Below are 24968 nucleotides of genomic sequence, written 5' to 3' on the forward strand. Positions count from 1 at the left end.
GGGATGGCGTCCTTGATGCGTTGGATGCGGGGCGGTGTTATTCGGCGACGATCTGGTCGCCGGGCGTATTGACCAGTGCGTCGGCGACCAGGCGCAGCTGTTCCTCGACGTGGTCGGCGAAGTGCCCGACCGCCGGCGACGGCGAGCGGCTGCGGCCGGCGTAGCTCAGCGCCTGGCCCTTGGCCATGCAGGCCTGCACGTGGTGCTTGATCTGGTACCAGGCGCCCTGGTTCTGCGGCTCTTCCTGGCACCAGACCACCTCGGTGGCCTTGCCGTACTTCTGCAGTTCGGCCACCAGCTGTTCGCGCGGGAACGGGTACAGCTGCTCGATGCGGAGCAGGGCCACGTCGTCCTGGCCGCGCTTGCGGGCGTCTTCGAGCAGGTCGTAGTAGACCTTGCCCGAGCACAGCACCACGCGCTTCACCTTCTTCGCATCGGCAGAGGCGTCCGGGATCAGGTGCTGGAAGTGGCCCTCGGCCAGTTCCTCCAGGGTCGACACCGCCGCCTTGTGGCGCAGCAGCGACTTGGGGCTCATCACGATCAGCGGCTTGCGCGTGGCCATCTTCATCTGCCGACGCAGCATGTGGAAGCACTGCGCGGGCGTGGTCGGCACGCAGACCAGCATGTTGTCCAGCGCGCACAGCTGCAGGAAACGCTCCAGGCGCGCCGAGCTGTGTTCGGGACCCTGGCCCTCGTAGCCATGCGGCAGCAGCAGGGTCAGGCCCGAGATGCGGCCCCACTTGGCTTCGCCCGAGGCGATGAACTGGTCGATCACCACCTGCGCGCCGTTGGCGAAGTCGCCAAACTGGCCTTCCCAGATGTCGAGCGTGTTCGGGTCGGTGGTCGAGAAGCCGTACTCGAACGCCATCACCGCTTCCTCGCTCAGCAGCGAGTCGATGACGGTGGCCTGCTCCGGCCGGTCGACCAGCTGCCGCAGCGGCATGTAGTAGCTGTCGGTCTTCTGGTCGTGGAGGATGGCGTGGCGATGGAAGAAGGTGCCGCGACCGGCATCCTGCCCCACCAGGCGCAGGCCATAGCCCTCGGCCAGCAGGGTGGCGTAGGCCAGGTTCTCGGCGAAGCCCCAGTCAGCGGGGACCTCGCCGATGCTCATCCTGCGCCGGTCCTCGTAGATCTTGGCCACGCGCGAATGCAGCTCGAGGCCGTCGGGGATGGCATTGATGGCCTGGGCGAGGTGGTCCAACGTGGCCTTCCTGACGCGGGTGTCGACCTCGTCGGCCAGCGTGCCCGACAGGTACTGAGACCAGTCGATGGTCAGCTCGTAGTCCTCGGGCTTGGAGCCGGCCAGCTCGGTGGTGACCTCGCCGGCGTCGAGCCTGTCGCGCAGGGCGTCGACCAGTGCCTTGCCGGCGTCGGCGGCGATCACGCCGGCCTTCTCCAGCTGCGTGGCATAGAGCTCGCGCGTGGTCGGGTGCTTGCGGATGGCCCGGTACATCATCGGCTGGGTCGCGGCCGGCTCGTCGGCCTCGTTGTGGCCGTGGCGGCGGTAGCAGACCAGGTCGATGACCACGTCCTTCTTGAACTGCTGGCGGAACTCGTAGGCCAGCCTGGCCACGAACACCACCGCTTCGGGATCGTCGCCGTTCACGTGGAAGATCGGCGCGCCGACCATCTTGGCCACGTCGGTGCAGTACAGCGTGGAACGCGCGTCTTCCTTGTTGCTGGTGGTGAAGCCGACCTGGTTGTTGACCACCACGTGCAGGGTGCCGCCGACCGCGAAGCCGCGCGCCTGCGACATCTGCAACAGCTCCATCACCACGCCTTGGCCGGCGAACGCGGCGTCGCCGTGGATCAGTACCGGCAATACCTGCGTGCGTTCCTCGTCGAGGCGGCGCTCCTGGCGCGAGCGCACGCTGCCGGCGACCACCGGGTTGACGATTTCCAGGTGCGAGGGGTTGAAGGCCAGCGCCAGATGCACCGGCGCGCCGGGCGTGGCGATGTCGGCCGAGAAGCCCATGTGGTACTTCACGTCGCCGGCGTGGGCCAGTTCGTTGAGCTCGAACTTGCCCTCGAACTCGTCGAACAGCTTGCGCGGGCTCTTGCCCAGGGTGTTGACCAGGACGTTGAGGCGGCCGCGGTGGGCCATGCCGATCACGATGTCCTTGACCTTCTCCATGCCGGCCTGGCGGATCACGGTGTCCAGCAGCGGGATCAGCGAATCGCCGCCTTCCAGCGAGAAGCGCTTCTGGCCGACGTACTTGGTGTGCAGGTAGCGCTCCAGCCCCTCGGCCGCGGTCAGGCGCTCGAGCACGCGCTTGCGCGTCTCGGCGCTGAGGTTGTAATCGCCGCCGGCCGCTTCCAGGCGCTGGTACAGCCACTGGCGCTGCTGCACCTCGGGGATGTGCATGAACTCGGCGCCGATCGGGCCGGTGTAGGTGGCCTTGAGGCGGGCCAGCAGGTCGCGCAGCTTCATGCGCGGCTGGCCGGCGACGCCGCCGGTGCTGAACTCGCCGTCCAGGTCGCCTTCGGACAGGCTGTGGAAGTCCAGGCCCAGGTCCGGCGGGTTCATCGGCGGCGCCAACGCCAGCGGGTCGAGCTTCGCGCCGAGATGGCCGCGCGAGCGATAGGCGGTGATCAGGCGGCCGACATTGCGCTCGCGCTCGTCACTGGCGGCGCTGCCGCCGTTGACGATGCCGCGCGCGGCAAGGCGTCCGGCCTGGGCGACTGCGGCGATGACCGGCGAATGCGGGACATCGCCCGCTTCCCGCCCCTGGAAGCCGTCGAACCAGGCCTTCCACTTGGGTCCGACGCTGTCGGGAGAGACGAGGTACTGCTCGTAGAGGTCCTCGATGTAGGCGGCATTGGCGCCGAGCTGGGAGGACTGCGCAAACTGCTTGAGAAGACTGTCCACGTCGGGCGTCTGGGGCTCTAGTTGGGGAGGCAAATGGCTGATCCAGAAAGCTTTTTCAGCTTCCGGACGCGGCTGGATATGGAGCGCGCCATTATAGCCATTGCCCTTGTCGCGTTGCATCATGCTTTGGGTGGAGTGAGACCCGCGTTCGGGTCGCGGACAGGGGGGCTGTGCACTGCCCGCGCCGTGATGGACGTAAATCGTCGCGAACCATGCCGTGTTCGGCCGAAACGTGGTGTGCCCTGATCGGGAACCGCCTCGCCGCTTCCGTCCTTCTGTAGGAGCGGCTTCAGCCGCGACCCCCTGAATCGAGCATCCCGCCGCCCCGATCGCGGCTGAAGCCGCTCCTACACGGGTGGCGAGCAGCATCCCGGATCCCCGGCAGGAGGGCGCGCCTGGCTGGACGAGCGCATCCCCACCAATGACTGCGGCTTCAGATTCCCAGGGCACGCAGCTCGCTGCAGGGCCGCGCACGCTCCCAGGCTTCGTCGAAGCCGCCCGTGAGCTGTCGGGTACGCGCACGGGCGTCATGCTCCGTTTCACCATCGAAACGATGGCCCAGCGGACGGAAGTAGTAGCCGCCGGTGTCGCTGGCGATCAGCGCCGAGGGCCAGCTGCGGTCCACCGGGTCCTCGACCTCGCGCAGGGCGATCACGCTGGGCAGGCGCTGCGCCAGCGCGATCAGCGGGGCGTGCGCGCGCTGTGCGGCCAGCGCGTCCTGCAGCAACACGCGCAGCTGCGGCCCGTTTCCGGCGACCGCGAATTGGCGCAAGGCCTCGAGCACGCGCGGATGGTCGTACAGGCCCGGGTCGAGCGCGCGACTGTAGATCCACAGGCGCCGGCGCGCGCCCTGGACGACGGCGAGGGTCGTGGCCACCGCGCCCGCACGGTCCTCGACCGCCACCGGACGATCCATCCGGCGCTGCATTGCCACGTGGCCGATGCCGGCCTCCACGAAACGCTCGCCGACCGGTGAGAAGCCGTGGCGACGGTAGAAGTCGATCGCGCCTTCCTGCGCGTGCAGGGTCACGCGATCGAGCCCGTCCTCGCGCGCGATCCGCAGCAGCGCGTGCAGCAGGGCGCTGCCAACCCCATGCGCGCGCCAATCGCGCAGGACCGCCATCCGCCCGATCCTGCCTTCGGGGCTCAGCCTTGCCGTGCCGATCGCCATCCCGCTGCCGTCGCGCGCAAGCACATGGCGGCAGCGCGGGTCGAGATCGTCGATCTCGAGTTCGGGCGGCACGCCCTGTTCCTGGATGAAGACGGCCTCGCGCACGGCGCGCAGCTGCGCCAGCGCCGCATCGTGGTCGACAACGAGGACCTGGAACGGGCCCGACACGCTCACCCGGCGTCGTCCTCCGTCAGCCACTGGTAGCAGCCGATGCGCAGCAGTTCGTGCACCGCGTCGCGGCCGGCTGCGGACAGCGAGGCGTAGAGTCCGCCATCGATCTGCTCACTGCCCGCGATGCGCTGTGCGTCGCGGACCGGCATCGCCAGGTCCTGGCCGGACACGTATAGCCGGCCGCCATCGGCGGCGCGCCGCCAGGCCATGCGCGCATAGGAGTGGCGCTGCAGGACGCCGCCATCGTGGTCGAGCGACCACTCGATCTCGATGCGCGAACGCGCCTCGGCGTCCGGCGCGGCGACCTCCGCACTGCGGTACTGGGTGATGAAGCGGCCGAACCAGTCGCCGAGCAGGTCGGGATCGCGGAAGCGCAGCGCGTTCAGGGCCTCGACCACCCGTCCCATCGCCTCGGCGTCGATCTCCCAGGGATCCTTCGCCGGCGCCAGGTCGGCATCGCCGTAGCGCAGCGCATCGTCGGCCGCGGCGGCGAGGGTGTCGATGTAGTCGCCCATCAGTTCGGCCGCCGACGGCGCGCGCATGCCCACCGAAAGGGTCAGGCAGGGATCCTCGGCCACGCCGTGGTGGGGCACGCCCGGCGGCAGGTAGAGCATGTCGCCCGGCCCCAGCACCCAGTCGTGGGTTGGGGAGAACTCGCGCAGCAGCTTGAGCTCGACGTCGTCGCGGAACTCCAGCGGCGGGTTCGGCCCGGCATCGATCTGCCAGCGGCGGTGTCCCTTGGCCTGCAGCAGGAACACGTCGTACTGGTCGATGTGGGCGCCGACCGAGCCGCCGGTGGCGGCGAAGCTGACCATGATGTCGTCGATGCGCCAGCGCGGGATGAAGCTGAAATGTTCCAGCAGCCCGGCCACGTCGGCATCCCACTTGTCGACGTCCTGGACCAGCAGGGTCCAGTCGCGCTCGCCCAGGGTCGGGAACAGCTCTTCCGGGAACGGGCCGGTCTGTACCTGCCAGGCATCCTTGGCGCGGTCGTGGCGGATCAGGCGCGACAGCGCCATCTCCTCGCAGGCCAGGCCGGCGAGGTCTTCGGGTTCGATCGGCGAAACGAAGTCGGGGAATGCGCCGCGGACCAGCAGCGGTCGCTTCTGCCAGTAGTCGCGCAGGAAGCGCGCCGGCGACATGCCGAGCAGGTTGCCCCGGCCGGCCTGGACTTCGACTGGGAGCGTGCGGCTCACGGTGCGGCTCCGGTGGCGGCCTCTTTCGCCAGGCGTTGTTCAAGACGCGTGGCGCCGGCTTCGGCATAGGCGCGACAGGCGCCTTCGTCGGCCAGCGGTTGCGTCGCCGCCGGGCCCAGGCGTGTCCACAGCGCGCTGGCGGACGGGTGCGGGGTCACCAGGATGTCGCAGGTCAGCGCCGCCACGTCCGCGAAGCTCTGGCGCAGGCGCGCGATCGCGTCGGGATGATCGCTGAAACGGTAGCCGTCGGCGGATACGGCGGTCAGGCTGTCGCCATAGACGATCTGGCGGCACTCCTGGCCCTCGCAGGAACGCCAGGTCCAACTGGTGCCGCCGACCGAGTGGCCGGGAGTGGCGACTGCCTGCAACTCGAGGCCGCCGGCGCGCACCACGCCATCGTCGGCAAGCAGGCGCACGTCCGCCACCGGATCGAAGTCATCGAGCTCGCCGAACTGCGGATCGCTTTCGTCGCTGGCGCCGCGCTCGAGCGTGGCAACGGCCGGCGCGCGCGCGAACACCGGCGCGCCGGTCGCGGCCTGCAGCGCTGCCAGCCCGCCGGCGTGGTCGAAATGCTCGTGCGAGAACACGATGGCGCGCACGTCCTTCGGGTCGAAGCCGAGCGTGCGGATGTTGTCGATGATCTGCGGGCCGCCCTTCGGGGTGGCGCCGTCGATCAGGACGTGGCCGGCCGGCGAGGTCACCAGCAGCGCGGCGATGCCGCAGGTGCCCACGTACCAGGTGTCGCCGTGGACGCGCAGCGGCGTGGCCGGATCGTCCCAGCCCGACGCATTGCTGCAGGCAGTTGGCGCCTGGACTGCCGCGGCCGCAGGAGCCGGCGCGCCGTCGGTCTCGGCGACGTTGTCACTTGAGGAGCAGGCCGCGAGCAGGAGCAGGGCGGCAGGGAAGAGCGGGGTGCGGCGCATTGTCATGTCGTGATCTCGTCGTAACCGTTGACGTCCGCTTTGACGTTGAACCGCTCGGCCGGGGCCAGGTCGGGCACGTCGATGTTCAGCAGCAGGCGCGTGCTCAGATGCCGGCGGCCAGCTCCGCGGCCAGGCCGGTGTAGTCGCCTGGGGTCATGGCCAGCAGGCGCTCGCGGTCCGCCTCGGGCAGGTCCAGCGACTGGATGAACTCGCGCATCGATGCCGCGTTGATGCCCTGGCCGCGGGTCAGCGCCTTGAGCTGCTCGTAGGGGTTGGGCAGCCCGTGCCGGCGCATCACCGTCTGCACCGCTTCGGCCAGCACTTCCCAGGACGCGTCGAGGTCGGCGGCCAGGCGCTCGGGGTTGGTGCCGAGCTTGCCCAGGCCGCGCAGCAGCGCGTCATGACCGATCAGCGCATGGCCGAAGGCGGTGCCGAGCGCGCGCAGCACAGTCGAGTCGGTGAGGTCGCGCTGCCAGCGGCTGACCGGCAGCTTGGCCGCGAAATGCTCCAGCAGCGCGTTGGCGATGCCGAAGTTGCCTTCCGCGTTCTCGAAGTCGATCGGGTTGACCTTGTGCGGCATGGTCGAGCTGCCGACCTCGCCGGCCACCACCGCCTGCTTGAAGTAGCCCAGCGAGATGTAGCCCCAGATGTCGCGGCACAGGTCGATGGCGATGGTGTCGATGCGCTTGTGCGCGTCGCACAGTTCGGCGATGTAGTCGTGTGGCTCGATCTGGGTGGTGTAGGCATTGAACTCGATGCCCAGCGATTCCACGAAGCGCTGCGCGAACGCGGGCCAATCGACGTCGGGGTAGCTGGCGACGTGGGCGTTGTAGTTGCCGACCGCACCGTTGACCTTGCCGCAGATCGCCACCGCGGCCAGTTGCTCGCCCTGCCGCTGCAGGCGCGCGACCACGTTGGCGATCTCCTTGCCGACGGTGGTCGGGGAGGCGCTCTGGCCGTGCGTGCGCGAGAGCATCGGCAGCGCGGCGTGCGCGTGCGCCAGTTGGCGCAGCTTCGCGATGACCTCGTTGAGCCTGGGCAGCAGCACCTCCCGGCGCGCCCGGTCGAGCATCAGCGCGTAGGCGAGGTTGTTGATGTCCTCGCTGGTGCAGGCGAAATGCACGAACTCCAGCGCCTGCGCCAGCGAGGGTTCGCCGCCCGATCCAGTCGGGGGCAGGCTCTGCAGCCGCTCCTTGAGGAAGTACTCGACCGCCTTGACGTCGTGGTTGGTGGTGCGTTCGATCTGCTTGATCCGCGCCGCGTCGGCAGGCGTGAAGTCCTGCCACAGCGCCTGCAGCTGCGACACCTGGCCAACGTCGAACGCCGGCAGCTCGACGATGCCCGGCTCGGCGGCGAGCGCGATCAACCACTCGATCTCGACCCGCACGCGGGCGTGGATCAGCCCGAACTCGGAGAAGATCGGACGCAGCGCATCGACCTTGGCGGCGTAGCGGCCGTCGAGCGGCGAAAGGGCGAGCAGGGCGGCGTCTTGCGGGCTGGTGGCGGGCATTCGCTTCAGTCGGGCGCGGGCGGGGGCCATATTCTAGTGTCCTTCGGGTTCTGGCGTCCTTCGCGGATTCCCAGCTGCGCATGACGAGCGGCGCGGGGAGTCGGCGCATTCCGGCCACGGATTTGCGCGGATGAACGCGGATCGGCAAGAGCCGCAGGTGTCTTCGATCTACACCCACTCCATCCGTGTTCATCTCGCGGCATCCGTGGCCAAAAGCTCTCCTGGCTCAACCGCTTCCGGCCCTGGCGTATCCTTGCGCGGGCAGCCAGCGCGGCCGCAGCCCCCCTTTTTCAAGGAGACATGGACCATGGCTCGCCCCAGGAAAGCTGCAACTGCGGAAGCCGGCTTCCGCACCGAGCACGACAGCATGGGCGAGCTGCAGGTCCCCGCCGATGCGCTCTGGGGCGCGCAGACGCAGCGGGCAGTGCTGAATTTCCCGGTCTCGGGCCAGCCGATGCCGCGCGGCTTCATCCGCGCGCTGGGGCTGGTCAAGGCGGCCGCCGCCGCGGTCAACGCCGGCCTCGAACTGCTGCCGGAAGACGTGGGCAAGGCAATCCACGCCGCCGCGCTGGAGGTCGCCGAAGGGCGTCACGACGCACACTTCCCGATAGACGTCTACCAGACCGGATCGGGCACCTCGTCGAACATGAACGCCAACGAGGTCATCGCCACGCTGGCCTCGGGCGCGCGCCGCAAGGTGCATCCCAATGACCACGTCAACCTCGGCCAGAGCTCGAACGACGTCATCCCCACCGCGATCCGCGTCTCCGCGCAGCTGGCGGTGGTCGAGGACCTGCTGCCGGCGCTGCGCCACCTGCGCAAGACCATCGATGGCCGCGGCCGCGCGTTCGGCAAGGTGGTCAAGACCGGTCGCACCCACCTGATGGACGCGATGCCGCTGACATTCGCGCAGGAGTTCGGCGCCTGGTCCTCGCAGCTGTCCTCGGCGGAGGCGCGCATCTCCGATTCGCTGGCGCGGCTGCGGCGGCTGCCGATCGGCGGCACCGCGATCGGGACCGGCATCAACGCGCATCCGAAATTCGGCGACAGGGTCGTGCGCGAGCTGTCGAAGCTGGCGGGCACGAAGTTCGAGGCGGCTGCGGACCGCTTCGAAGGCATCGCCGCGCAGGACGACGCGGTGGAGATGTCAGGCCAGCTCAACGCGCTGGCGGTGGCGCTGATCAAGATTGCCAACGATCTGCGCTGGATGAACTCCGGGCCGTTGGCGGGCCTGGGCGAGGTCGAGCTGCCGGCGCTGCAGCCGGGCAGTTCGATCATGCCGGGCAAGGTCAACCCGGTGGTGCCCGAGGCGATGGTGATGGTCTGCGCGCAGGTGATCGGGCACCACACCGCCATCACCGTGGCCGGGCAAACCGGCAACTTCCAGCTCAATGTCGCGCTGCCGCTGATCGCGGCCAACCTGCTCGATTCGATCGGCCTGCTGTCCAGCATGAGCCGGCTGCTGGCCGACAGCACCATCGCGGGCATGAAGCTGCGCCGGGACAATATCGATATCGCGCTGCATCGCAATCCGATCCTGGTCACCGCGCTCAATCCGGTGATCGGCTACGAGAAGGCGGCGGCGATCGCCAAACGCGCCTATCGCGAGAACCGCCCGGTGCTGGACATCGCGCTGGAAGACAGTGGCCTGCCCGCCGACCAGCTGCGGCGCCTGCTCGACCCGGCCGCGCTGACCCGCGGCGGCATCCACGGCAAGGCCGGCGGCGGCTGAAGCCGTGCCAGCGCTGCGACCACGCTCGTCCCGGCGCTGGTCGACTACGCGGGGCGCGTCACCCCGAAGCTAGTTCCGCGCGAATTCCTGGTGCACCTGCTGCATGCAGTCGTCGATGTCGTCCGCCCGCAGCGTGGCGTAGGGGCGGAACTGCGGCAGGGCATCACCCAGCCGCTGCTGCGAGTCGTATAGGTCCGGCAGGCGCTGGCAGATCTGCCGTACGCCCGGCTCGACCGTCTGCCGGATCGTCTTCTCCATGCGCCGCTCCAGGCTGCCGGTCATGGCGCTGAACATCAGCCGGAACAGGCCCTGGTCGACCGCGTCCAGCGCTGCATTCGCGCTGCGCTCGCCGATGTCGATGCCTGCCCTGGCGATATCGATGACCTGTTCTCGGTAGACGAGCAGTTCGCGCCGCTGCCGCGCGTCGATCGCCACCGTCTTGCCCTCGATCAGGAAGTCGCCCGCGAGCGTGATCTCCGCCTTCGGCAGCGGATCGGACTTGTCGCTGGACCGGTCCGACCGGCCGAAGCGCAGGTTCTGGCCGAGCTCCAGGTTGCCGGTGTCCAGCTCGGCCCGCGCCACCGCCAGCTCGGCCTGCACTTCGCGGCGCGCATCGGCCATGTCCGCACGGATCTCGTCGTTGATGCTGCCGGGCGGAGGCTCGTTCGCGAACACGGTGGGGGACAGGAGCAGCGCTGCGGCGAGCAGCACCGGCCGTAGGCCTCGACGAAGCGGGATGTTGTGCATGTGTACTTCTCCTGGTCGCAGGAACGTCAGCGGCTTCGCGGCAGGTCCACTGCGCCGCGCACGTCGCGGTGGTCGATGTCGCCGCTGCCGAGCGAGGACACGCTGAGGTCGCCGCCGATGTCGTGCGCGTCGAGGTCGCCGGAACCGATCGAGCCGACGCTTACGTCGCCTGCGATGCCGGACAGCTCCGCGTCGCCCGAGCCGACCGACTGGATCGACACGCTGCCCGAACTGCGGCGCAGCTTGAAGTCGCCCGAGCCGATGCTGCCTAACTCCGCATCCCCGCGCAGGTTGCTGGCCTCCACGTCGCCCGAGCCGATCGACAGCACCTTCAGCGCGCCGGCATCATCGATGGCCACGTCGCCGGAGCCGACCTTGACCGTGGCCCGGTTGCCGATGCGCTTCAGCTCGACGTCGCCCGAGCCCACGTCGGCGCTGGCGGCGGCAGCGCCGGTCACCCATGCGTCGCCGGAGCCAACGACCAGCTGCACCAGCACGTCGTCGGGAACGCTCGCCTCGAGCGTGAGGTAAGCGTAGCGCTTGCCGAAGCCGAGCGCCGACAGGTCGCCCTCGCGCTGCAGGCGCACGATCAGCTTGTCACCGCTGCGTTCCTGCGAGACGGTCAGCGAATCCAACCGGTCGGCACTGGACGCGCAGGCGCGACCGCTGACCGTGCCGCTGGGCGATGCGGACGCGTCCACGCGCAGCTTGTGCGGCCCGATGTCGAACATCACCGTGGTCGCGCCGGCGAGGTCGAGCGTCAGGTTCTGCGGCGCTGAATGGCGGCACTCGTCATCGGCGTAGGCCGGGGCGGCGACGGCGGCGAGCGCCAGTGCGATGGGGGTGAGGCGGACGATGCGGGCGATGTGGGCCATGGGTGTTCCTCTGCAGTGGGTGCCGGACTGGGATGCGGCAGAGCGGCGCGCGGTTTAACCGCGGAACCGGCATCGTGCCGTCAGTGGGTGCTGTCGGCCGCGGCGTCGGCCTCGGCAGCGGGGTCGTCCGCAAAGACGCTGATGCCGCGGCCCGATTTGGCCTCTTCGTTGCAATCCTCAATGTCGCCGGTCTCCACCCGCGCATACGGGGCGAACTCCGGCACGGCCGTGGCGAGCGCCTGCTGCGCGGCCAGCAGGGCAGGCAACTGCTCGCAAAGCTGCATGGCCGTCGCCTTCAGCTTCTCCGCTTCGGCCTCGACGCGCTTTTCCATCTGTTCGGTGTCGCCGCGGAACAGGCTGCCGATCGCGTCCGCGGCCGCGCGCATGCCCAGGTCCGCACCCTGTACGCCCAGGTCCATGCCCGCTTCGGCTATGGCGAGCAGACCGGCGCGGTATTTGCGTGCCAGGGCGCGGCTCGCATCGTCCATGGCGACGGTCGTGCCGGCCACGATCAGCTGCCCGTCGGGCGTGAGTTCGGCGGCGGGCAGGTCGCCCGCTTCGCGCCTGATCCGCTTGCCGTTGATTTGGACGTCGTAGTCGCCGTTGAGGCTCAGGTTGCCTTCGTGCAGCTCGCGGCGGGCTTCGTCCATGGCCTTGGCGACGGTGCGGCCCAGGGCGGTCTGCGGTGCCGGGCGCGCATCGGCGTCGGTCTGCGCATCACTCGCGGGCGGCGGTGGATCGGCGTCGCGCTGGCAGGCAGCGAGGAGCGGGAGGCAGACGAGCATGGCAAGGGTGGCGACGTGCTTCACGGCGGTGTCCTCAGTGGCGAAGGAAGGTGAGGTGACGCGGGGTGGGGCGCCGGTGTGACTCCGCGGGTTTCCGGGCTCCAGCCATCGATAGGGCTTCACGGCTGCGGTGCGTTCGCTTCGGTAGGGGCGAGGTGCCATCCATGGCGCGACATCCATGCTCCGGATCCATCCGGCCCGGCCATCCTTGGCCGGGCGTTCGCGAACGCGGTCGATGCCGATAGGGCATCGACCAAGCGCGTTCGCTCACCCCTCATCCCGCCAGCGACGCAGGCGGATGGCGGCGAAGATCATCGCGGCGCCGGCGGCCACGCCGCCCCACAGCTGGATGCTGGCCAGGTTGCGGTACACGCCGACCGGGTTCATCAGGTTGCGGGCCGCGCCGGGTACGTCGAAGTCGACGCTCTGCAGGTATTCCAGGTCCATGAACGTCATCGGGAAGATGCTGGTCAGCGCGCGCAGCACGATGTTGCGGAAGAACGGCACCGCGGCGTCCTCGAACACGCCCAGGAACTGCAGCCAGGCCACGAAGATGCCTGCGAACAGCGGGATCATGATCGCCCACAGGAACGGCTTGCTGCGCGCCCAGGCCGAGCACAGCAGCAGCCAGCCGATGGTCGGCATCGCCCACAGGGCATAGACGGGAATCGCGGCGATGTACTGCAGCGAGATCAGCGCCGGGCTGGCCGGGCCCCACAGCAGTTCCACCGGATTGCCGCCGTAGAACAGCACGATCAGGCTGATCAGCAGCAGGAAGCCGAACATGGTCAGGATCGACGCGATCGTGGCGATCAGGGGCGCCACGAGCACGACGCTGGCCACCTTCGACAGCACCGTCGAGCTGTCCGACAGCGGCAGCGACTTCCAGAACAGGACGCTGCGGTCCTTGCGTTCGTCGTACAGCGCGCCCAGGCAGTAGAAGAACATCACGAACGCCAGCACGAGGAACGGCCAGCCCGAAGCGAGCATCAGCGTCACGTCGATCCCGTCGCCCAGCCGGGCCAGGTCTTGATGTCCAAGCTGCGAGGTCAGCATGCCCAGGTCCAGGCCGTTGAGCTGGATCCGGGTGCCGGTGTCGAGCGAGATGTCGACGTCCTCGGGCATGGAGTCGCGCGCGGCCACCATGGCGATGGCGATGCCCATCGCCGAGAGCAGCAGGGAGACCCCGCCGGCCACCAGCGGTGCCCACAGAAAGCCGCCCTTGTGCTCCCAGAATTCGCGCCGGAGCAGCCAGCCAAAGCGGCGGGCAGGGGAAACGTGCGCTGCACCGGCCGGACGCGGGCTGTCGGACAGGGAATGTGCGGCGGCGTTCATGCGTAGGTTCCTTTCATCGTGGCGACGAACAGGTCGGCCAGGCCCGGCGTGCGGGTCTCGCCATGGGGCGACAGCGCGGCCTGGGCCACGCCGTCGAACAACATCACGGTCTTGCCGAAGGGCAGCGAGCGCTCGTCGATCGGGCCGAGCTGTCGCGCGGCCTCTGCCTGGTCGGCGTTGACCAGCACCTCCACGAAGCGCCCGCCCACGTCTTCCATCGGCGCATCCAGCACCACCTTGCCGTCGCGGATGAACATCACGTCGGTGAGGATGTGCTCGATCTCCTCGACCTGGTGGGTGGTGATGACGATGGTCTTGTGCTCGTCGAAGTAGTCCTCCAGCAGGCGCTGGTAGAACTGCTTGCGATAGAGGATGTCCAGGCCCAGCGTCGGCTCGTCGAGCACCAGCAGGCGTGCGTCGATCGCCATCACCAGGGCCAGGTGCAGCTGCACGATCATGCCCTTGGACATCTCGCGCACGCGCTGCTTCGGCTTGAGCTGGGTGTTGGCCAGGAAGCGCTCGCAGCGGTCGCGGTCGAAGCGCGGATGCACGCCGGCGACGAAGTCGATCGCCTCGCGCACCCGCAGCCAGCGCGGCAGCACCGCGACGTCGGCGATGAAGCACACGTCGTTCATCAGCTCGTCGCGCTCGCTGCGCGGGTCGCGGCCCAGCACGCTCAGCTCGCCCTCGAACGGGATCAGGCCAAGCATGGCCTTGAGCGCGGTGGTCTTGCCGGCGCCGTTGGGGCCGATCAGGCCGACGATGCGGCCGGCGTCGATGTGGAAGCTGGCGCCATCGAGCGCGAGCTTGTTCCTGTAGGCCTTGCGCAGGCCGCGTGCCTGCACCACTGGCACGGTGTCGATCACGGCGCTCATCGGGCGTCTCCCTGTGGCTGGGCCTCAAACAGTTTCTCGAGCGAAAGCCCCAGGCGTTGGATGCGCTCCAGCACCAGTGGCCATTCCTCGCGCAGGAAGCGCTCGCGCTCGTTGACCAGCAGTTTCTTCGCCGCTTCTTCGGTGACGTACATGCCAAGGCCCCTGCGTTTTTCGACCAATGCCTCGTCGGCCAGCTCCTGGTAGGCGCGCGAGACGGTGATCGGATTGAGTTGGTATTCGGCGGCCACCTGCCGTACCGAGGGCAGGGCGTCGCCGGGTTTGAGCAGCCCGTCGAGCATCATCGCGATGACGCGCTCCTTGAGCTGGCGGTAGATGGGAGCGCCGTCGCTCCACTGGATGTTGGTCATGGCATCAGCTCCGGCCGCCGCGGCCCGTACCGCGTGCGAACGAGAAGTAGGGGACGGCAAACGCGCCGCGGACGCTGCGCCGATGGCGCGGAGGCGGGGCGGCGTCCGGATTGGCGCGATCGGCGCCGGTGTTGGTGATGTCCCTGGACAGGATTTCGGAAAAGACGGCTTCGGTGGTGGCCGTGGCCACGAAGCCCGCGGTCAGCGCCATCGTGGCCTCCAGCGATGCGGCGTTGACGATGTCGTCCTCGAACTGACGGCTGCGCGCCAGGATCCGCGCCTCGATGCCGTCGATCGCGGCGGCGTCCAGGTCGGACTGAGCGGCCGGTGTCGCCGCGGCAGTGATCGAGGCAGGCATCCGGCCGTCGTCCGGCATCGCCGGACGGGCCGTCAGCAGGCCCAGGGCGAACACGGTGCCGGTCACGGAGAAAGCCAGTATCGTGTTGCGGAGCTTGCGGTTCATGATGGCCGTCCTGCTCTGGTGGATAGGTGTTGTATCTAACTATAACACCAGAACAGATAGACGCAAGCACCCAGGCGTCCGAATGCACCCAACTAAAGACAGGGTCTGGCGCCGCACCCCACCTCTGCTGGCGGAAAATCCAATGAAGACAACGAGATACGTTGTGTTGCTGGCCCTGCTCCTGATTTCGGCGGCAACTTCGGCCTCCGACCTGCTTGACCGCAGCTTCCGGCCGCTGACCGAAAAGCAGCCGGTCGACCTCGCCCAGACCTACGGCGGCCAGGTGCTGCTGATCGTCAACACGGCCAGCAAGTGCGGGCTGGCGCCGCAGTTCGAGGGGCTGGAGGCGCTGCACGCGCGCTACAAGGCGCAGGGTTTCTCCGTGCTCGGCTTCCCGTCGGGCGATTTCCGGGACCAGGAGTTCGAGGACGAGGAGAAGATCGCCGAGTTCTGCACCCTGACCTACGGGGTCAAATTCCCGATGTTCGAGCCGGTGCACGTGCTCGGCGACAAGGCCACGCCGCTGTACCGCGATCTGCTGGCGAGCACCGGCGAAGCGCCCGCCTGGAACTTCCACAAGTACCTGGTGGGTCGCGATGGCAAGGTCATCGCCTCGTGGGGCAGCCGGCTGCTTCCGGAGGATCCGTCGATCGTGGCCGCCATCGAGCGCGCGCTCAAGGCGCCCAGGCCGGGTGCGTGAGCGGCTGAACGCCGCTGGCGGCGAGGGCTCGCAGGCGATTGCCGGCGGACTCGAGGCTCGCGACAATAGAGGGCTTGCGCCGCAGCCGCGGCGCCTCCCGGAGTCTTCCATCCCATGAACCGTTTGATGCGTGGCCTGGCCGCGCTGGGTCTGTCTGCGTTGCTCGTGTCCGGCGCCGCGTGGGCGCTGCAGGCGCAGGGCGCGGGCTCGCTGGCCAGCGAGCGTGAACGGATCAGCTACGTGATCGGCATGGACGTGGGCCAGTCGCTGGTCGCGGCCGCCCCCGACATCGACTTCGCCAGCTTCGAGCGCGCGGTTGCGCACGCCATGGCCGGCGGCGCCCCGCTGATCGAGGAGCAGGAAGCAATACGCGTGGGACAGGGGCTGATGCAGCGCGTGGCCGCGCGCAGTGGTCGACAGGTGCCGGGCCTGGCGCCTGGCACGCAGCCGCCTGCGGTGGACAAGACGAAGGTGGGGCTGCTGACCGGACTCAATGTTGGACAGTCGCTGGCGCCGCTGGCCGACGCCATCGACCTGCCGGTGCTGGTGCAGGCCGCGCGCACGGTGGCCGAGGGCGGCACGCCGCTGCTGGACACCGACCAGGCGTCGCAGGCGCGCGCTGCGCTCGAGCAGCAGTCACGCGACCGGGCGCGGCGGCAGGCCGAAGCCAACCGCCAGGCCGGCGCCGAGTTCCTGGCACGCAACCGCAGCGCCAAGGGCGTGTTTGCCACCGGATCGGGCCTGCAGTACAGCATGCTGCGTTCGGGTTCCGGCGCGCGCCCCAAACCTGGCGACCGTGTCCGCGTGCACTACCGCGGCACCCTGCTCGACGGCACCGAGTTCGACAGTTCGCTTGCCCGCGACGAGCCGGCCGAGTTCGGCCTCAACCAGGTCATCGCCGGCTGGACCGAGGGCCTGACGCTGATGCCGGTCGGGTCGAAGTACCGGTTCTGGATTCCGGGTGAACTCGCCTACGGTCAGCGCGGCAGCCCCCCGATCATCGGCCCGAACGCCACCCTGGTGTTCGAGGTCGAACTGCTCGACATCCTGTGAAGCCTGCGGCCCCGCGCCGCGGTCTTCTTCCGAAATACGCATCCCGAATTCCGACTGGAGTACCCCCGATGAAGGTTACGAACCGTTCCACCTCCCTGGTCGTGCTTGGCGCGACGCTGTCGCTCGCGCTGCTGGCCTGCAAGCCGCTGGACAAGGAAACCGGCAAGCCGGTCGACGGCAGCGGCGACAAGGCGTCCTCGCCTGCGGTCGACGCGCGCGGCGGCATGAAGACCGAGCGCGAGCAGGTCAGCTACGTCATCGGCATGCAGATCGGCGACAGCCTGAAGGCGGCCAAGGACGAGGTCGACCTCGACACCCTGTTCAAGGCGGTGCGCAGCACGATCGACGGCAAGGAGCCGCTGATTGGCCAGGAAGAGGCGATGCAGGTCATGCAGGACTTCAGCATGCGCATGCAGGCCAAGCAGATGGCTGAAATGCAGGAATCGGCCAAGCGCAACGCCGAGGAAGGCGAGAAGTTCCTGGTCGAGAATGGCAAGAAGGAGGGCGTGCAGGCGACCGCGTCCGGCCTGCAGTACCAGGTGCTGACCGCCGGCGAAGGCGCGCGCCCCACGGCCGGCGACACGGTGCGCGTGCACTATCGCGGCACCCTGCTTGATGGCGAAGTGTTCGATGATTCCTACGCGCGCGGCGAGCCGGTCGAGTTCGCGCTTGCGCAGGTCGTGCCCGGTTGGCAGGAAGGTCTGCAGCTGATGCCGGTCGGCAGCAAGTACAAGCTGTGGATCCCCGGCAAGCTCGGCTACGGCGAGCAGGGCACGCCCGGCGGCCCGATCGGCCCGAATGCCACCCTGGTGTTCGAGGTCGAGCTGCTGGACATCGTCAGCGCCTCGCGCTGATCGCGCGTTGATCCACGCAGGCGGGCGCAAGAGATGCATGTAGCGATTTTCGGGACCGGCTATGTCGGCCTGGTCAGCGGCACCTGCCTGGCGGAAGTCGGTCATCGGGTGGTCTGCGTCGACATCGACCAGGCCAAGATCGATGGTCTGCAGCAGGGCGTAGTGCCGATCTACGAGCCCGGCCTGGAGCCGATGGTGCGGGCCAACCATGCCGCCGGCCGTCTGCGGTTCACGACCGACGCCGCCGCCGCGGTGGCGTCGGCCGAGATCATCTTCATTGCTGTCGGCACGCCGCCCGACGAGGACGGCAGCGCCGACCTGCAGTACGTGCTGACGGTGGCACGGAGCATCGGCCGGCACCTGCAGGCGCCGGCAATCGTTGCGAGCAAGTCGACGGTGCCGGTGGGCACCGCCGACCGGGTGCGCGAGGCCATCGCCGGCGAGCTGTCCGCACGCGGTGCCGCGATCGACTTCGACGTGGTCTCCAACCCCGAATTCCTGAAGGAGGGTGCGGCAGTCGAGGACTGCATGCGCCCTGACCGCATCGTCGTGGGCAGCGCCAGCGAGGATTCGGTCGCGAAGCTGCGCAGGCTGTACGCGCCGTTCAACCGCAACCACGATCGCATCGTCGCCATGGACGTGCGTTCGGCCGAGCTGACCAAGTACGCCGCCAACGCGATGCTCGCCGCGAAGATCAGCTTCATGAACGAGATCGCCGGGATCGCCGAGAAGGTGGGCGCGGACGTGGAGCAGGTGCGCAAGGGCATCGGCTCGGATCCGCGCATCGGCCGGCACTTCATCTATCCCGGCGCGGGCTACGGTGGTTCGTGCTTCCCCAAGGACGTGCAGGCGCTGGCGCGCACCGCCGCCCAGCACGGGCACGAGCCGATCCTGCTCAATGCGGTCGAGGCGGTGAACGAGCGCCAGAAGGGGCATTTGTTCGAACTGGTCCTGCGCCACTACGGCGCGGCCGAGGCGCTGCGCGGCAAGACCGTCGCGCTGTGGGGGCTGGCCTTCAAGCCCGACACCGACGACATGCGCGCGGCTTCGAGCCGGCGCCTGCTGCAACAGCTGTGGGATGCGGGCGTGCGCGTGCGTGCTTTCGATCCGGAAGCGCGCGGGGAAGCGCAGCGCATCTTCGGCGAGCGCGACGATCTGGTGCTGTGCGACAGCGACGTGGACGCACTGCAGGGCGCGGACGCGCTGGCCGTGGTCACCGAGTGGAAGCAGTTCCGCAGCCCCGATTTCAAGCTGCTGCGACAGAGCCTGCGCGACGCGGTGATCTTCGACGGCCGCAACCTGTACGATCCGGCCGAGGTCGAGTCGGCCGGCATCGCCTACTGGGGCATTGGCCGCGGCCGCTCCATCCGCCGGGACTGAGCGCCATGCCTGATGCATTCGAACAGCGGTTGATCGAACTGGAAACCCGCCTGGCGTTCCAGGACGAGCTGATTTCCGAACTCAACGACGCGCTCACGCAGATGCGGCTGGAGGCGGTTTCCAACGCCGGGCTGTTGAGGCGCGTGCTCGAAGACCTGAAACTCACGCGCGGCGACGGCTCCGGGGATCCGGGCCTCGAGCCGCCGCCGCCGCATTACTGACCCGCACCATGACCGACTCGTTGCGCGACCAACTGCTGGGCCTGGGCTTCAAGCCCGCGCCGACTCCTGCGCGCGAGCGCAAGCCGGCGCCGCAGCGTGGGCCGAACAAGGGCGAGCGCCGGCCCGCCGCCGGCGCGCCGGCCGGCAAGCCGCGTACCGAGGGCAAGCCGCGTACGGATGGCAAGCCGCGTACGGACGGCAGGCCGCGTATGGATGGCAGGCCGCGTATGGACGCCCGTACGGACGGCAAGTCGCGCAGGGACGGCAAGCCGCGCACGCGCGAGGACATCGACCTGGCCAAGGCCTACGCGATCCGCGCGCAGAGGGAGAAAGACGAACGCATCGAGGCCGAACGCCAGCGCCAGGAGGAGGCGCGGCTGCGGAGGGAAGCGCGCGCCAAGCTCGATGAGTTCCTCAAGGGGCGCACCCTCAACGATGCCGAAGCCGAGATCGCGCGGCACTTTTCCTATGGCGGCAAGATCAAGCGCGTCTACGTCACTCCCGACCAGCTCAAGGCGCTCAACGCCGGTGAACTGGGCGTGGTGCAGCACAACGGACGCTATGTGCTGGTGGGCGCGGCCGACTTGGCAGAGGCCGAATCGATCTTCGCCGCGGCGGTCGCGCTCAAGGTCGATCCCGATGCGCCCGCTGGTGACGATCCCTACGCCGATCCGAAGTACCAGGTTCCCGACGACCTGGTCTGGTAGTCGTGGACACGATGCAACCGGGCCGGGATGGGCGCGAGCATCTGGTCTTCGCGCACGCCAACGGCTTTCCGGGCGAGGTCTACCGCGAATTGTTCGACGCCTGGCGCACGCGCTTCGCGGTGTCGGCGGTTGCGCGCTTCGGTCATGGCGCCGACTATCCTGTCGCGCCGCGGTGGCCGGGACTGGCCCGCCAACTGGTCGACCACATCCAGGCGCAGGTCGATCCGGGCGACAGGCTGTGGCTGGTCGGGCATTCGCTCGGTGGCTACGTCAGCACGCTCGCGGCAGCCGCACTGGGTGATCGCGTCGCCGGCGTGGTGCTGCTGGATTCGCCGCTGATCTGCGGATTCAGCGCGCAGCTGGTGCGCTGTGGGCGCCAGCTCGGTTTCGACCGCTACATGATGCCGATCCGGCAAACGCGCAGGCGTCGCCAGACCTGGCCGGACGTCGACGCCGTACACGCGCATTTCGCCGCGCGCGCCTCGTTCGCGCGCTGGGAGCCCCGCACGCTGCGCCACTATGCCGAGCACGGCACGCTGGCCCGGGACGACGGCAGCCGCGTACTCGCCTTCGACCGCGACATCGAGCTGGCGATCTACCGCAGCCTGCCGACGATGACGGTCGTGTCCGCAGCCCGGTCCGCGCTTGCGCCGATCGGATTCATCGGCGGCACCGGCTCGCGCGAGGTGCGGCATGTCGGCATGCGCGCGACCCGCGCAGCCACGCAGGGGCGCGTGGCCTGGGTCGAGGGCAGCCACCTGTTCCCGATGGAGCGCCCGCATGAAACCGCCGTGGCGGTGCAGTCGATGATCGGGACGATGGCGACGCGCCAGGCCAGCGCGGCCTGAGCGGTCCCGGCTGGCGTCATTCCGGATCGTAGTCGAGGTTGGACGCGAGCCGCGCCGCCCGATCTCTACGTGCGAAGAAGATGAGCGCGTCGCCACGCGGGACGATCTCCCCGCAGCGACTCATTCCGGGTCGTAATCCAGGTTGGAGGCAAGCCAGCGTTCCGCCTGCGTCAGGCCCACGCCCTTGCGCTTGGCGTAGTCCTGCGCCTGCTCCTTCGACACACGGCCGACGACGAAATACTGGCTGCGCGGATGGCTGAAGTAGTAGCCCGAGACCGCCGCGGTCGGCAGCATCGCGAAGCTCTCGGTCAGGGTCATGCCTGCGTTGTGGCCCGCGTCGAGCACCCGGAACAGGGTTTCCTTCTCGCTGTGCTCGGGACAGGCCGGATAGCCGGGCGCCGGGCGGATGCCGCGGTACTTCTCTGCGATCAGCGCATCGTTGTCGAGCGATTCGTCGGCGTCGAAGCCCCAGAATTCCTTGCGCACGCGCTGGTGCAGGCGTTCGGCGAAGGCTTCGGCCAGGCGGTCGGCCAGCGCCTTGAGCAGGATCGCGTTGTAGTCGTCGTGGTCGGCGAGGAAGCGCGCCAGGTGCGGCTCGATGCCGATCCCGGCGGTGACGGCGAACATGCCGATCCAGTCCTGACGTCCGGAGTCCTTCGGCGCGATGAAGTCGGCCAGGCAGAAGTCGGGGCGCTCGACGGGCTTGTCGACCTGTTGGCGCAGGAAGTGCAGCCGCGTCGGCTTGAAGCCCTCCCCTTGAAGGGGAGGGTTTGGGAGGGGGTGGTGTACGTGGCGGTCACCTGAAGCCACACCATCCCCACCCCGGCCCTCCCCTTGAAGGGGAGGGGGAGGAGCAGACACTTCCACATCGTCGCCAATGCTGTTCGCCGGCCACAGCCCGAACACGCCGCTGGCGGTCAGCCACTTCTCGCGAACGATGCGCTTGAGCATCGCGCGGGCGTCGCCGTACAGCTCGGTGGCCTGGCTGCCGACGACCTCGTCGGTGAGGATGGCCGGATACTTGCCCGCCAGCTCCCAGGCCTGGAAGAACGGCGTCCAGTCCATGCATGCGATGAGCTCTTCGAGCGGGTAGTCCTCGAATACGTGCAGGCCCGGCTGCTTCGGCGCCGGTGGCTGGTAGTCGGTCCAGCCGCCGTCGAACTTCTGCCCGCGAGCCTTCTCCAGCGACACCAGCCGCTTGGCATCACCGCGGTTGCGGTGACGCTGCCGGATCTCGGCGTAGTCGGACTCGTTGGCGGCCACGAAAGGCGTGCGCAGCTCGGCCGAGACCAGTGACTGCGCGACGCCGACCGCGCGCGAGGCGTCCTTCACCCAGATCGTGGGCGACTTGTAGAACGGGTCGATCTTCAGCGCCGTGTGCGCGCGCGAGGTGGTGGCGCCGCCGATCATCAGCGGCACGGTCAGGCCCTGGCGCTGCATCTCGCGCGCGACGTGGCCCATCTCCTCCAGCGAAGGCGTGATCAGGCCGGAGACGCCGACCAGGTCGGCGTTCTCGGCGATCGCGGCGTCGATGATCCTCTGTGCCGACACCATCACGCCCAGGTCAATCACCTCGAAGTTGTTGCAGGCCAGCACCACGCCGACGATGTTCTTGCCGATGTCGTGCACGTCGCCCTTGACCGTCGCCATCACGATCTTGCCGTTGTTCTTGCCGGTGTCGCCGGTGCGCAGCTTCTCGGCCTCGATGAAGGGCAGCAGGTAGGCGACCGCCTTTTTCATCACGCGCGCGGACTTGACCACCTGCGGCAGGAACATCTTGCCGGCGCCGAACAGGTCGCCGACGATGTTCATGCCATCCATCAGCGGACCTTCGATCACGTCCAGCGGGCGCGAGGACAGCTGTCGCGCTTCCTCGGCATCCAGCTCGGCGTACGCATCGATGCCGTGCACCAGCGCGTGCGCCAGCCGCGCGCGCACCGGCTTCTCGCGCCAGGACAGGTCTTCGGCCTTGGCCTGGCCCTTGCTGCCCCTGTACTTCTCGGCCAGCTCCAGCAGGCGCTCGGTGCTGTCCTTGCGGCGGTTCAGGACCACGTCCTCCACGCGCTCGCGCAGCTCGGGGTCGAGGTCGTCGTAGATCGGCATGCCGCCCGCATTGACGATGCCCATGTCCATGCCGGCCTGGATGGCGTGGTACAGGAACACCGAGTGGATCGCCTGGCGCACGGTCTCGTTGCCGCGGAACGAGAACGACACGTTCGACACGCCCCCGGAGACATGGCAGTGCGGCAGGGTCTGGCGGATGATCCGCGTGGCCTCGATGAAATCGACCGCGTAGTTGTCGTGTTCCTCGATCCCGGTGGCAATCGCGAAGATATTCGGGTCGAAGATGATGTCTTCGGGTGGGAAGCCGACTTCCTCGGTGAGGATGCGATAGGCGCGCGTACAGATCTCGACCTTGCGCGCGCTGGTGTCGGCCTGGCCGTCCTCGTCGAAAGCCATGATCACCGCGGCGGCACCGTAGCGCAGCACCTTGCGCGCCTGCTCGATGAACTCGTCCTCGCCTTCCTTGAGCGAGATCGAGTTGACCACGCTCTTGCCCTGCAGGCACTTCAGCCCGGCCTCGATCACGCTCCACTTCGACGAGTCGACCATCACCGGAATGCGGGCGATATCGGGCTCGGACATGATCAGCTTGAGGAAGCGCGTCATCGCCGCCTCCGAATCGATCATGCCCTCGTCCATGTTGACGTCGAGGATCTGCGCGCCGCTGGCGACCTGCTGGCGCGCCACATCCACCGCTTCCTCGTAGCGTCCGTCCTTGATCAGCTTGCGGAACTGCGCGCTGCCGGTGACGTTGGTGCGCTCGCCGATGTTGATGAACAGCAGGTCGGGAGTGATGACCAGCGGCTCAAGGCCGGACAGGCGGGTATGGCGGGGCGTGTCGTTCATTGGAAAGCCTGTTGGGCCGCGGGTTGACGCTGGAAAGCGGTTTGGGCCACGGATTGACGCGGATGCACGCGGATAGGGCAGGAGAGGGGGGGATGGCCACCAACGTGGCGCGCGCCGCGCAAGACCGCGGCATCGGCGCTGGACCAGCTGTTCGCCTTATCCGCGTGTATCCGCGTCAATCCGTGGCAAAAAATCACGCTGCCAAAGCCTCGTCCGCAGCCAGCCGTCGCGGCGCGAGCCCCGCGACCGCGTCCGCGATCGCGCGGATGTGGTCGGGCGTGGTGCCGCAGCAGCCGCCGACCAGGTTCAGCAGTCCCGACTGGGCGAACTCGCGCAGCACCGCGGCCGTCTCCTCCGGCGTTTCGTCGTAGCCGCCGAAGGCGTTGGGCAGGCCGGCGTTGGGATGGGCGCTCACCCAGCAGTCGGCCACCGTCGCCAGTGTCTCCACATGCGGACGCAGGTCCTTCGCGCCCAGCGCGCAGTTCAGGCCCACCGACAGCGGGCGGCCGTGCGCGACCGACGCGTAGAACGCCTCCGCGGTCTGCCCGGACAGGGTGCGGCCCGAGGCGTCGGTGATCGTGCCGGAGATCATCACCGGCAGCCGCCCGCCGCGATCGTCGAAGGCTTCCTCGATCGCGTACAGCGCGGCCTTGGCGTTGAGCGTGTCGAAGATGGTCTCGACCATCAGCGTGTCGGCCCCGCCGTCGATCAGGCCATCGATGGCCTCGCGGTAGGTCGTGCGCAACTCGTCGAAGCTGGTGTTGCGGAAGCCCGGGTCGTTGACATCGGGGCTGATCGAGGCGGTGCGGCTGGTCGGGCCGAGCACGCCGATCACGAAGCGCGGGCGTGACGGCGTCTTCGCCTCCACCGCGTCGCAGCACTCGCGCGCAATGCGCGCGCCTTCGCAGTTGAGCTCGTAGACCAGGTGCTCGAGGCGGTAGTCGGCCTGGCTGACCGAGGTCGCGTTGAAGGTATTGGTTTCCAGCAGGTCTGCGCCCGCCTCGAGATACGCGGTGTGGATGCCGGCGATCAGGTCGGGACGGGTGAGCAACAGCAGGTCGTTGTTGCCGCGAAGGTCGTGGCCGCCGGCGGCCGGGGCCTCGCGGGTGCTGTCATAACCGTCGACGAAGCGCTCGCCGCGATAGTCGGCTTCCTGCAGCTCGTGGCGCTGGATCATGGTGCCCATCGCGCCGTCGATGACGAGGATGCGCTCGCGCAGCGCGGCCTCCAGCAGGGCGACGCGGTCGGGATGGAGCCAGGGCAGGGTGTGCATGT

At 68.7% G+C, this 24968-nt stretch carries 22 protein-coding genes; 8 read left to right on the forward strand and 14 right to left on the reverse strand.

Going from position 1 to position 24968, the window contains the following annotated elements; all coding sequences use genetic code 11:
- Nucleotides 1-37: 37 nt before the first annotated feature.
- From ACW5DW_RS06160 to purB, 5 genes are all read right to left on the reverse strand, one after another.
- On the reverse strand, nt 38-2869 hold the full coding sequence (locus ACW5DW_RS06160; RefSeq protein WP_457017877.1) for a 2-oxoglutarate dehydrogenase E1 component: 2832 nt from the start codon (nt 2867-2869) through the stop codon (nt 38-40).
- A 433-nt stretch (nt 2870-3302) separates the two neighbouring features.
- The gene (locus ACW5DW_RS06165; RefSeq protein ID WP_457017878.1) at nt 3303-4214 is read right to left on the reverse strand and encodes a GNAT family N-acetyltransferase; all 912 of its coding nucleotides are present in this window, start codon (nt 4212-4214) and stop codon (nt 3303-3305) included.
- Nucleotides 4211-5353 (reverse strand): JmjC domain-containing protein, encoded by a 1143-nt coding sequence (locus ACW5DW_RS06170; RefSeq protein WP_457018422.1) that lies wholly within the window; start codon nt 5351-5353, stop codon nt 4211-4213. Before ACW5DW_RS06170 ends, ACW5DW_RS06165 begins: the two co-directional genes overlap by 4 nt.
- A 50-nt stretch (nt 5354-5403) precedes the next feature.
- Complete coding sequence (bla, locus tag ACW5DW_RS06175) at nt 5404-6336, reverse strand: subclass B3 metallo-beta-lactamase (protein WP_457017879.1); 933 nt, start codon at nt 6334-6336, stop codon at nt 5404-5406.
- Nucleotides 6337-6433: 97 nt separating this feature from the next.
- Nucleotides 6434-7840 carry an adenylosuccinate lyase gene (gene purB, locus ACW5DW_RS06180; protein WP_457017880.1) on the reverse strand — a complete coding sequence of 469 codons (1407 nt, stop codon included), beginning with the start codon at nt 7838-7840 and terminating at the stop codon, nt 6434-6436.
- Nucleotides 7841-8147: 307 nt separating this feature from the next.
- Here purB and ACW5DW_RS06185 point away from each other — a divergent pair, with 307 nt between their 5' ends.
- Nucleotides 8148-9572 carry a class II fumarate hydratase gene (locus tag ACW5DW_RS06185; protein ID WP_457017881.1) on the forward strand — a complete coding sequence of 475 codons (1425 nt, stop codon included), beginning with the start codon at nt 8148-8150 and terminating at the stop codon, nt 9570-9572.
- Nucleotides 9573-9641: 69 nt separating this feature from the next.
- Here the strand turns inward: ACW5DW_RS06185 and ACW5DW_RS06190 are convergent, their stop codons facing one another.
- The 7 genes from ACW5DW_RS06190 to ACW5DW_RS06220 form a co-directional block, all read right to left on the reverse strand.
- A complete protein-coding gene (locus tag ACW5DW_RS06190; RefSeq protein WP_457017882.1) occupies nt 9642-10319 on the reverse strand; it encodes a hypothetical protein in 678 nt (225 codons plus the stop codon).
- A gap of 26 nt (nt 10320-10345) precedes the next feature.
- Nucleotides 10346-11194, reverse strand: coding sequence for a DUF4097 family beta strand repeat-containing protein (locus ACW5DW_RS06195; protein WP_457017883.1), 849 nt, complete (start codon nt 11192-11194; stop codon nt 10346-10348).
- Between the two features lie 80 nt (nt 11195-11274).
- On the reverse strand, nt 11275-12003 hold the full coding sequence (locus tag ACW5DW_RS06200; protein ID WP_457017884.1) for a DUF2884 family protein: 729 nt from the start codon (nt 12001-12003) through the stop codon (nt 11275-11277).
- A 243-nt stretch (nt 12004-12246) separates the two neighbouring features.
- Entirely contained in the window at nt 12247-13314 is a 1068-nt protein-coding gene (locus ACW5DW_RS06205) for a hypothetical protein (protein WP_457017885.1), read from the reverse strand.
- Entirely contained in the window at nt 13311-14189 is an 879-nt protein-coding gene (locus ACW5DW_RS06210; protein ID WP_457017886.1) for an ABC transporter ATP-binding protein, read from the reverse strand. The genes ACW5DW_RS06205 and ACW5DW_RS06210 overlap by 4 nt, the downstream gene beginning before the upstream one ends.
- The gene (locus ACW5DW_RS06215) at nt 14186-14557 is read right to left on the reverse strand and encodes a GntR family transcriptional regulator (RefSeq protein ID WP_457017887.1); all 372 of its coding nucleotides are present in this window, start codon (nt 14555-14557) and stop codon (nt 14186-14188) included. Before ACW5DW_RS06215 ends, ACW5DW_RS06210 begins: the two co-directional genes overlap by 4 nt.
- Before the next feature lie 4 nt (nt 14558-14561).
- Nucleotides 14562-15020, reverse strand: a complete 459-nt coding sequence (locus ACW5DW_RS06220) for a hypothetical protein (protein ID WP_457017888.1) — start codon at nt 15018-15020, stop codon at nt 14562-14564.
- 142 nt (nt 15021-15162) lie between these two features.
- Here ACW5DW_RS06220 and ACW5DW_RS06225 point away from each other — a divergent pair, with 142 nt between their 5' ends.
- The 7 genes from ACW5DW_RS06225 to ACW5DW_RS06255 all read left to right on the forward strand — a co-directional run bounded on the left by ACW5DW_RS06225 (nt 15163) and on the right by ACW5DW_RS06255 (nt 20783).
- On the forward strand, nt 15163-15720 hold the full coding sequence (locus tag ACW5DW_RS06225) for a glutathione peroxidase (RefSeq protein ID WP_457017889.1): 558 nt from the start codon (nt 15163-15165) through the stop codon (nt 15718-15720).
- Between the two features lie 114 nt (nt 15721-15834).
- Nucleotides 15835-16773, forward strand: coding sequence for an FKBP-type peptidyl-prolyl cis-trans isomerase (locus ACW5DW_RS06230; RefSeq protein ID WP_457017890.1), 939 nt, complete (start codon nt 15835-15837; stop codon nt 16771-16773).
- A gap of 68 nt (nt 16774-16841) precedes the next feature.
- Nucleotides 16842-17627, forward strand: a complete 786-nt coding sequence (locus ACW5DW_RS06235) for an FKBP-type peptidyl-prolyl cis-trans isomerase (protein WP_457017891.1) — start codon at nt 16842-16844, stop codon at nt 17625-17627.
- Nucleotides 17628-17660: 33 nt separating this feature from the next.
- Entirely contained in the window at nt 17661-19007 is a 1347-nt protein-coding gene (locus tag ACW5DW_RS06240) for a UDP-glucose dehydrogenase family protein (RefSeq protein WP_457017892.1), read from the forward strand.
- 5 nt (nt 19008-19012) lie between these two features.
- Entirely contained in the window at nt 19013-19228 is a 216-nt protein-coding gene (locus ACW5DW_RS06245) for a SlyX family protein (protein WP_457017893.1), read from the forward strand.
- A gap of 8 nt (nt 19229-19236) precedes the next feature.
- On the forward strand, nt 19237-19935 hold the full coding sequence (locus ACW5DW_RS06250; RefSeq protein ID WP_457017894.1) for a DUF2058 domain-containing protein: 699 nt from the start codon (nt 19237-19239) through the stop codon (nt 19933-19935).
- A gap of 11 nt (nt 19936-19946) precedes the next feature.
- Nucleotides 19947-20783, forward strand: a complete 837-nt coding sequence (locus ACW5DW_RS06255; protein WP_457018423.1) for an alpha/beta hydrolase — start codon at nt 19947-19949, stop codon at nt 20781-20783.
- Between the two features lie 120 nt (nt 20784-20903).
- Here ACW5DW_RS06255 and metH read toward each other — a convergent pair whose 3' ends face one another.
- Both metH and ACW5DW_RS06265 read right to left on the reverse strand, forming a co-directional pair.
- Nucleotides 20904-23693, reverse strand: coding sequence for a methionine synthase (gene metH / locus ACW5DW_RS06260; RefSeq protein WP_457017895.1), 2790 nt, complete (start codon nt 23691-23693; stop codon nt 20904-20906).
- 193 nt (nt 23694-23886) lie between these two features.
- Nucleotides 23887-24966, reverse strand: coding sequence for a homocysteine S-methyltransferase family protein (locus tag ACW5DW_RS06265; protein WP_457017896.1), 1080 nt, complete (start codon nt 24964-24966; stop codon nt 23887-23889).
- Nucleotides 24967-24968: the final 2 nt, after the last annotated feature.

This window comes from Luteimonas sp. A482 (assembly GCF_054072655.1).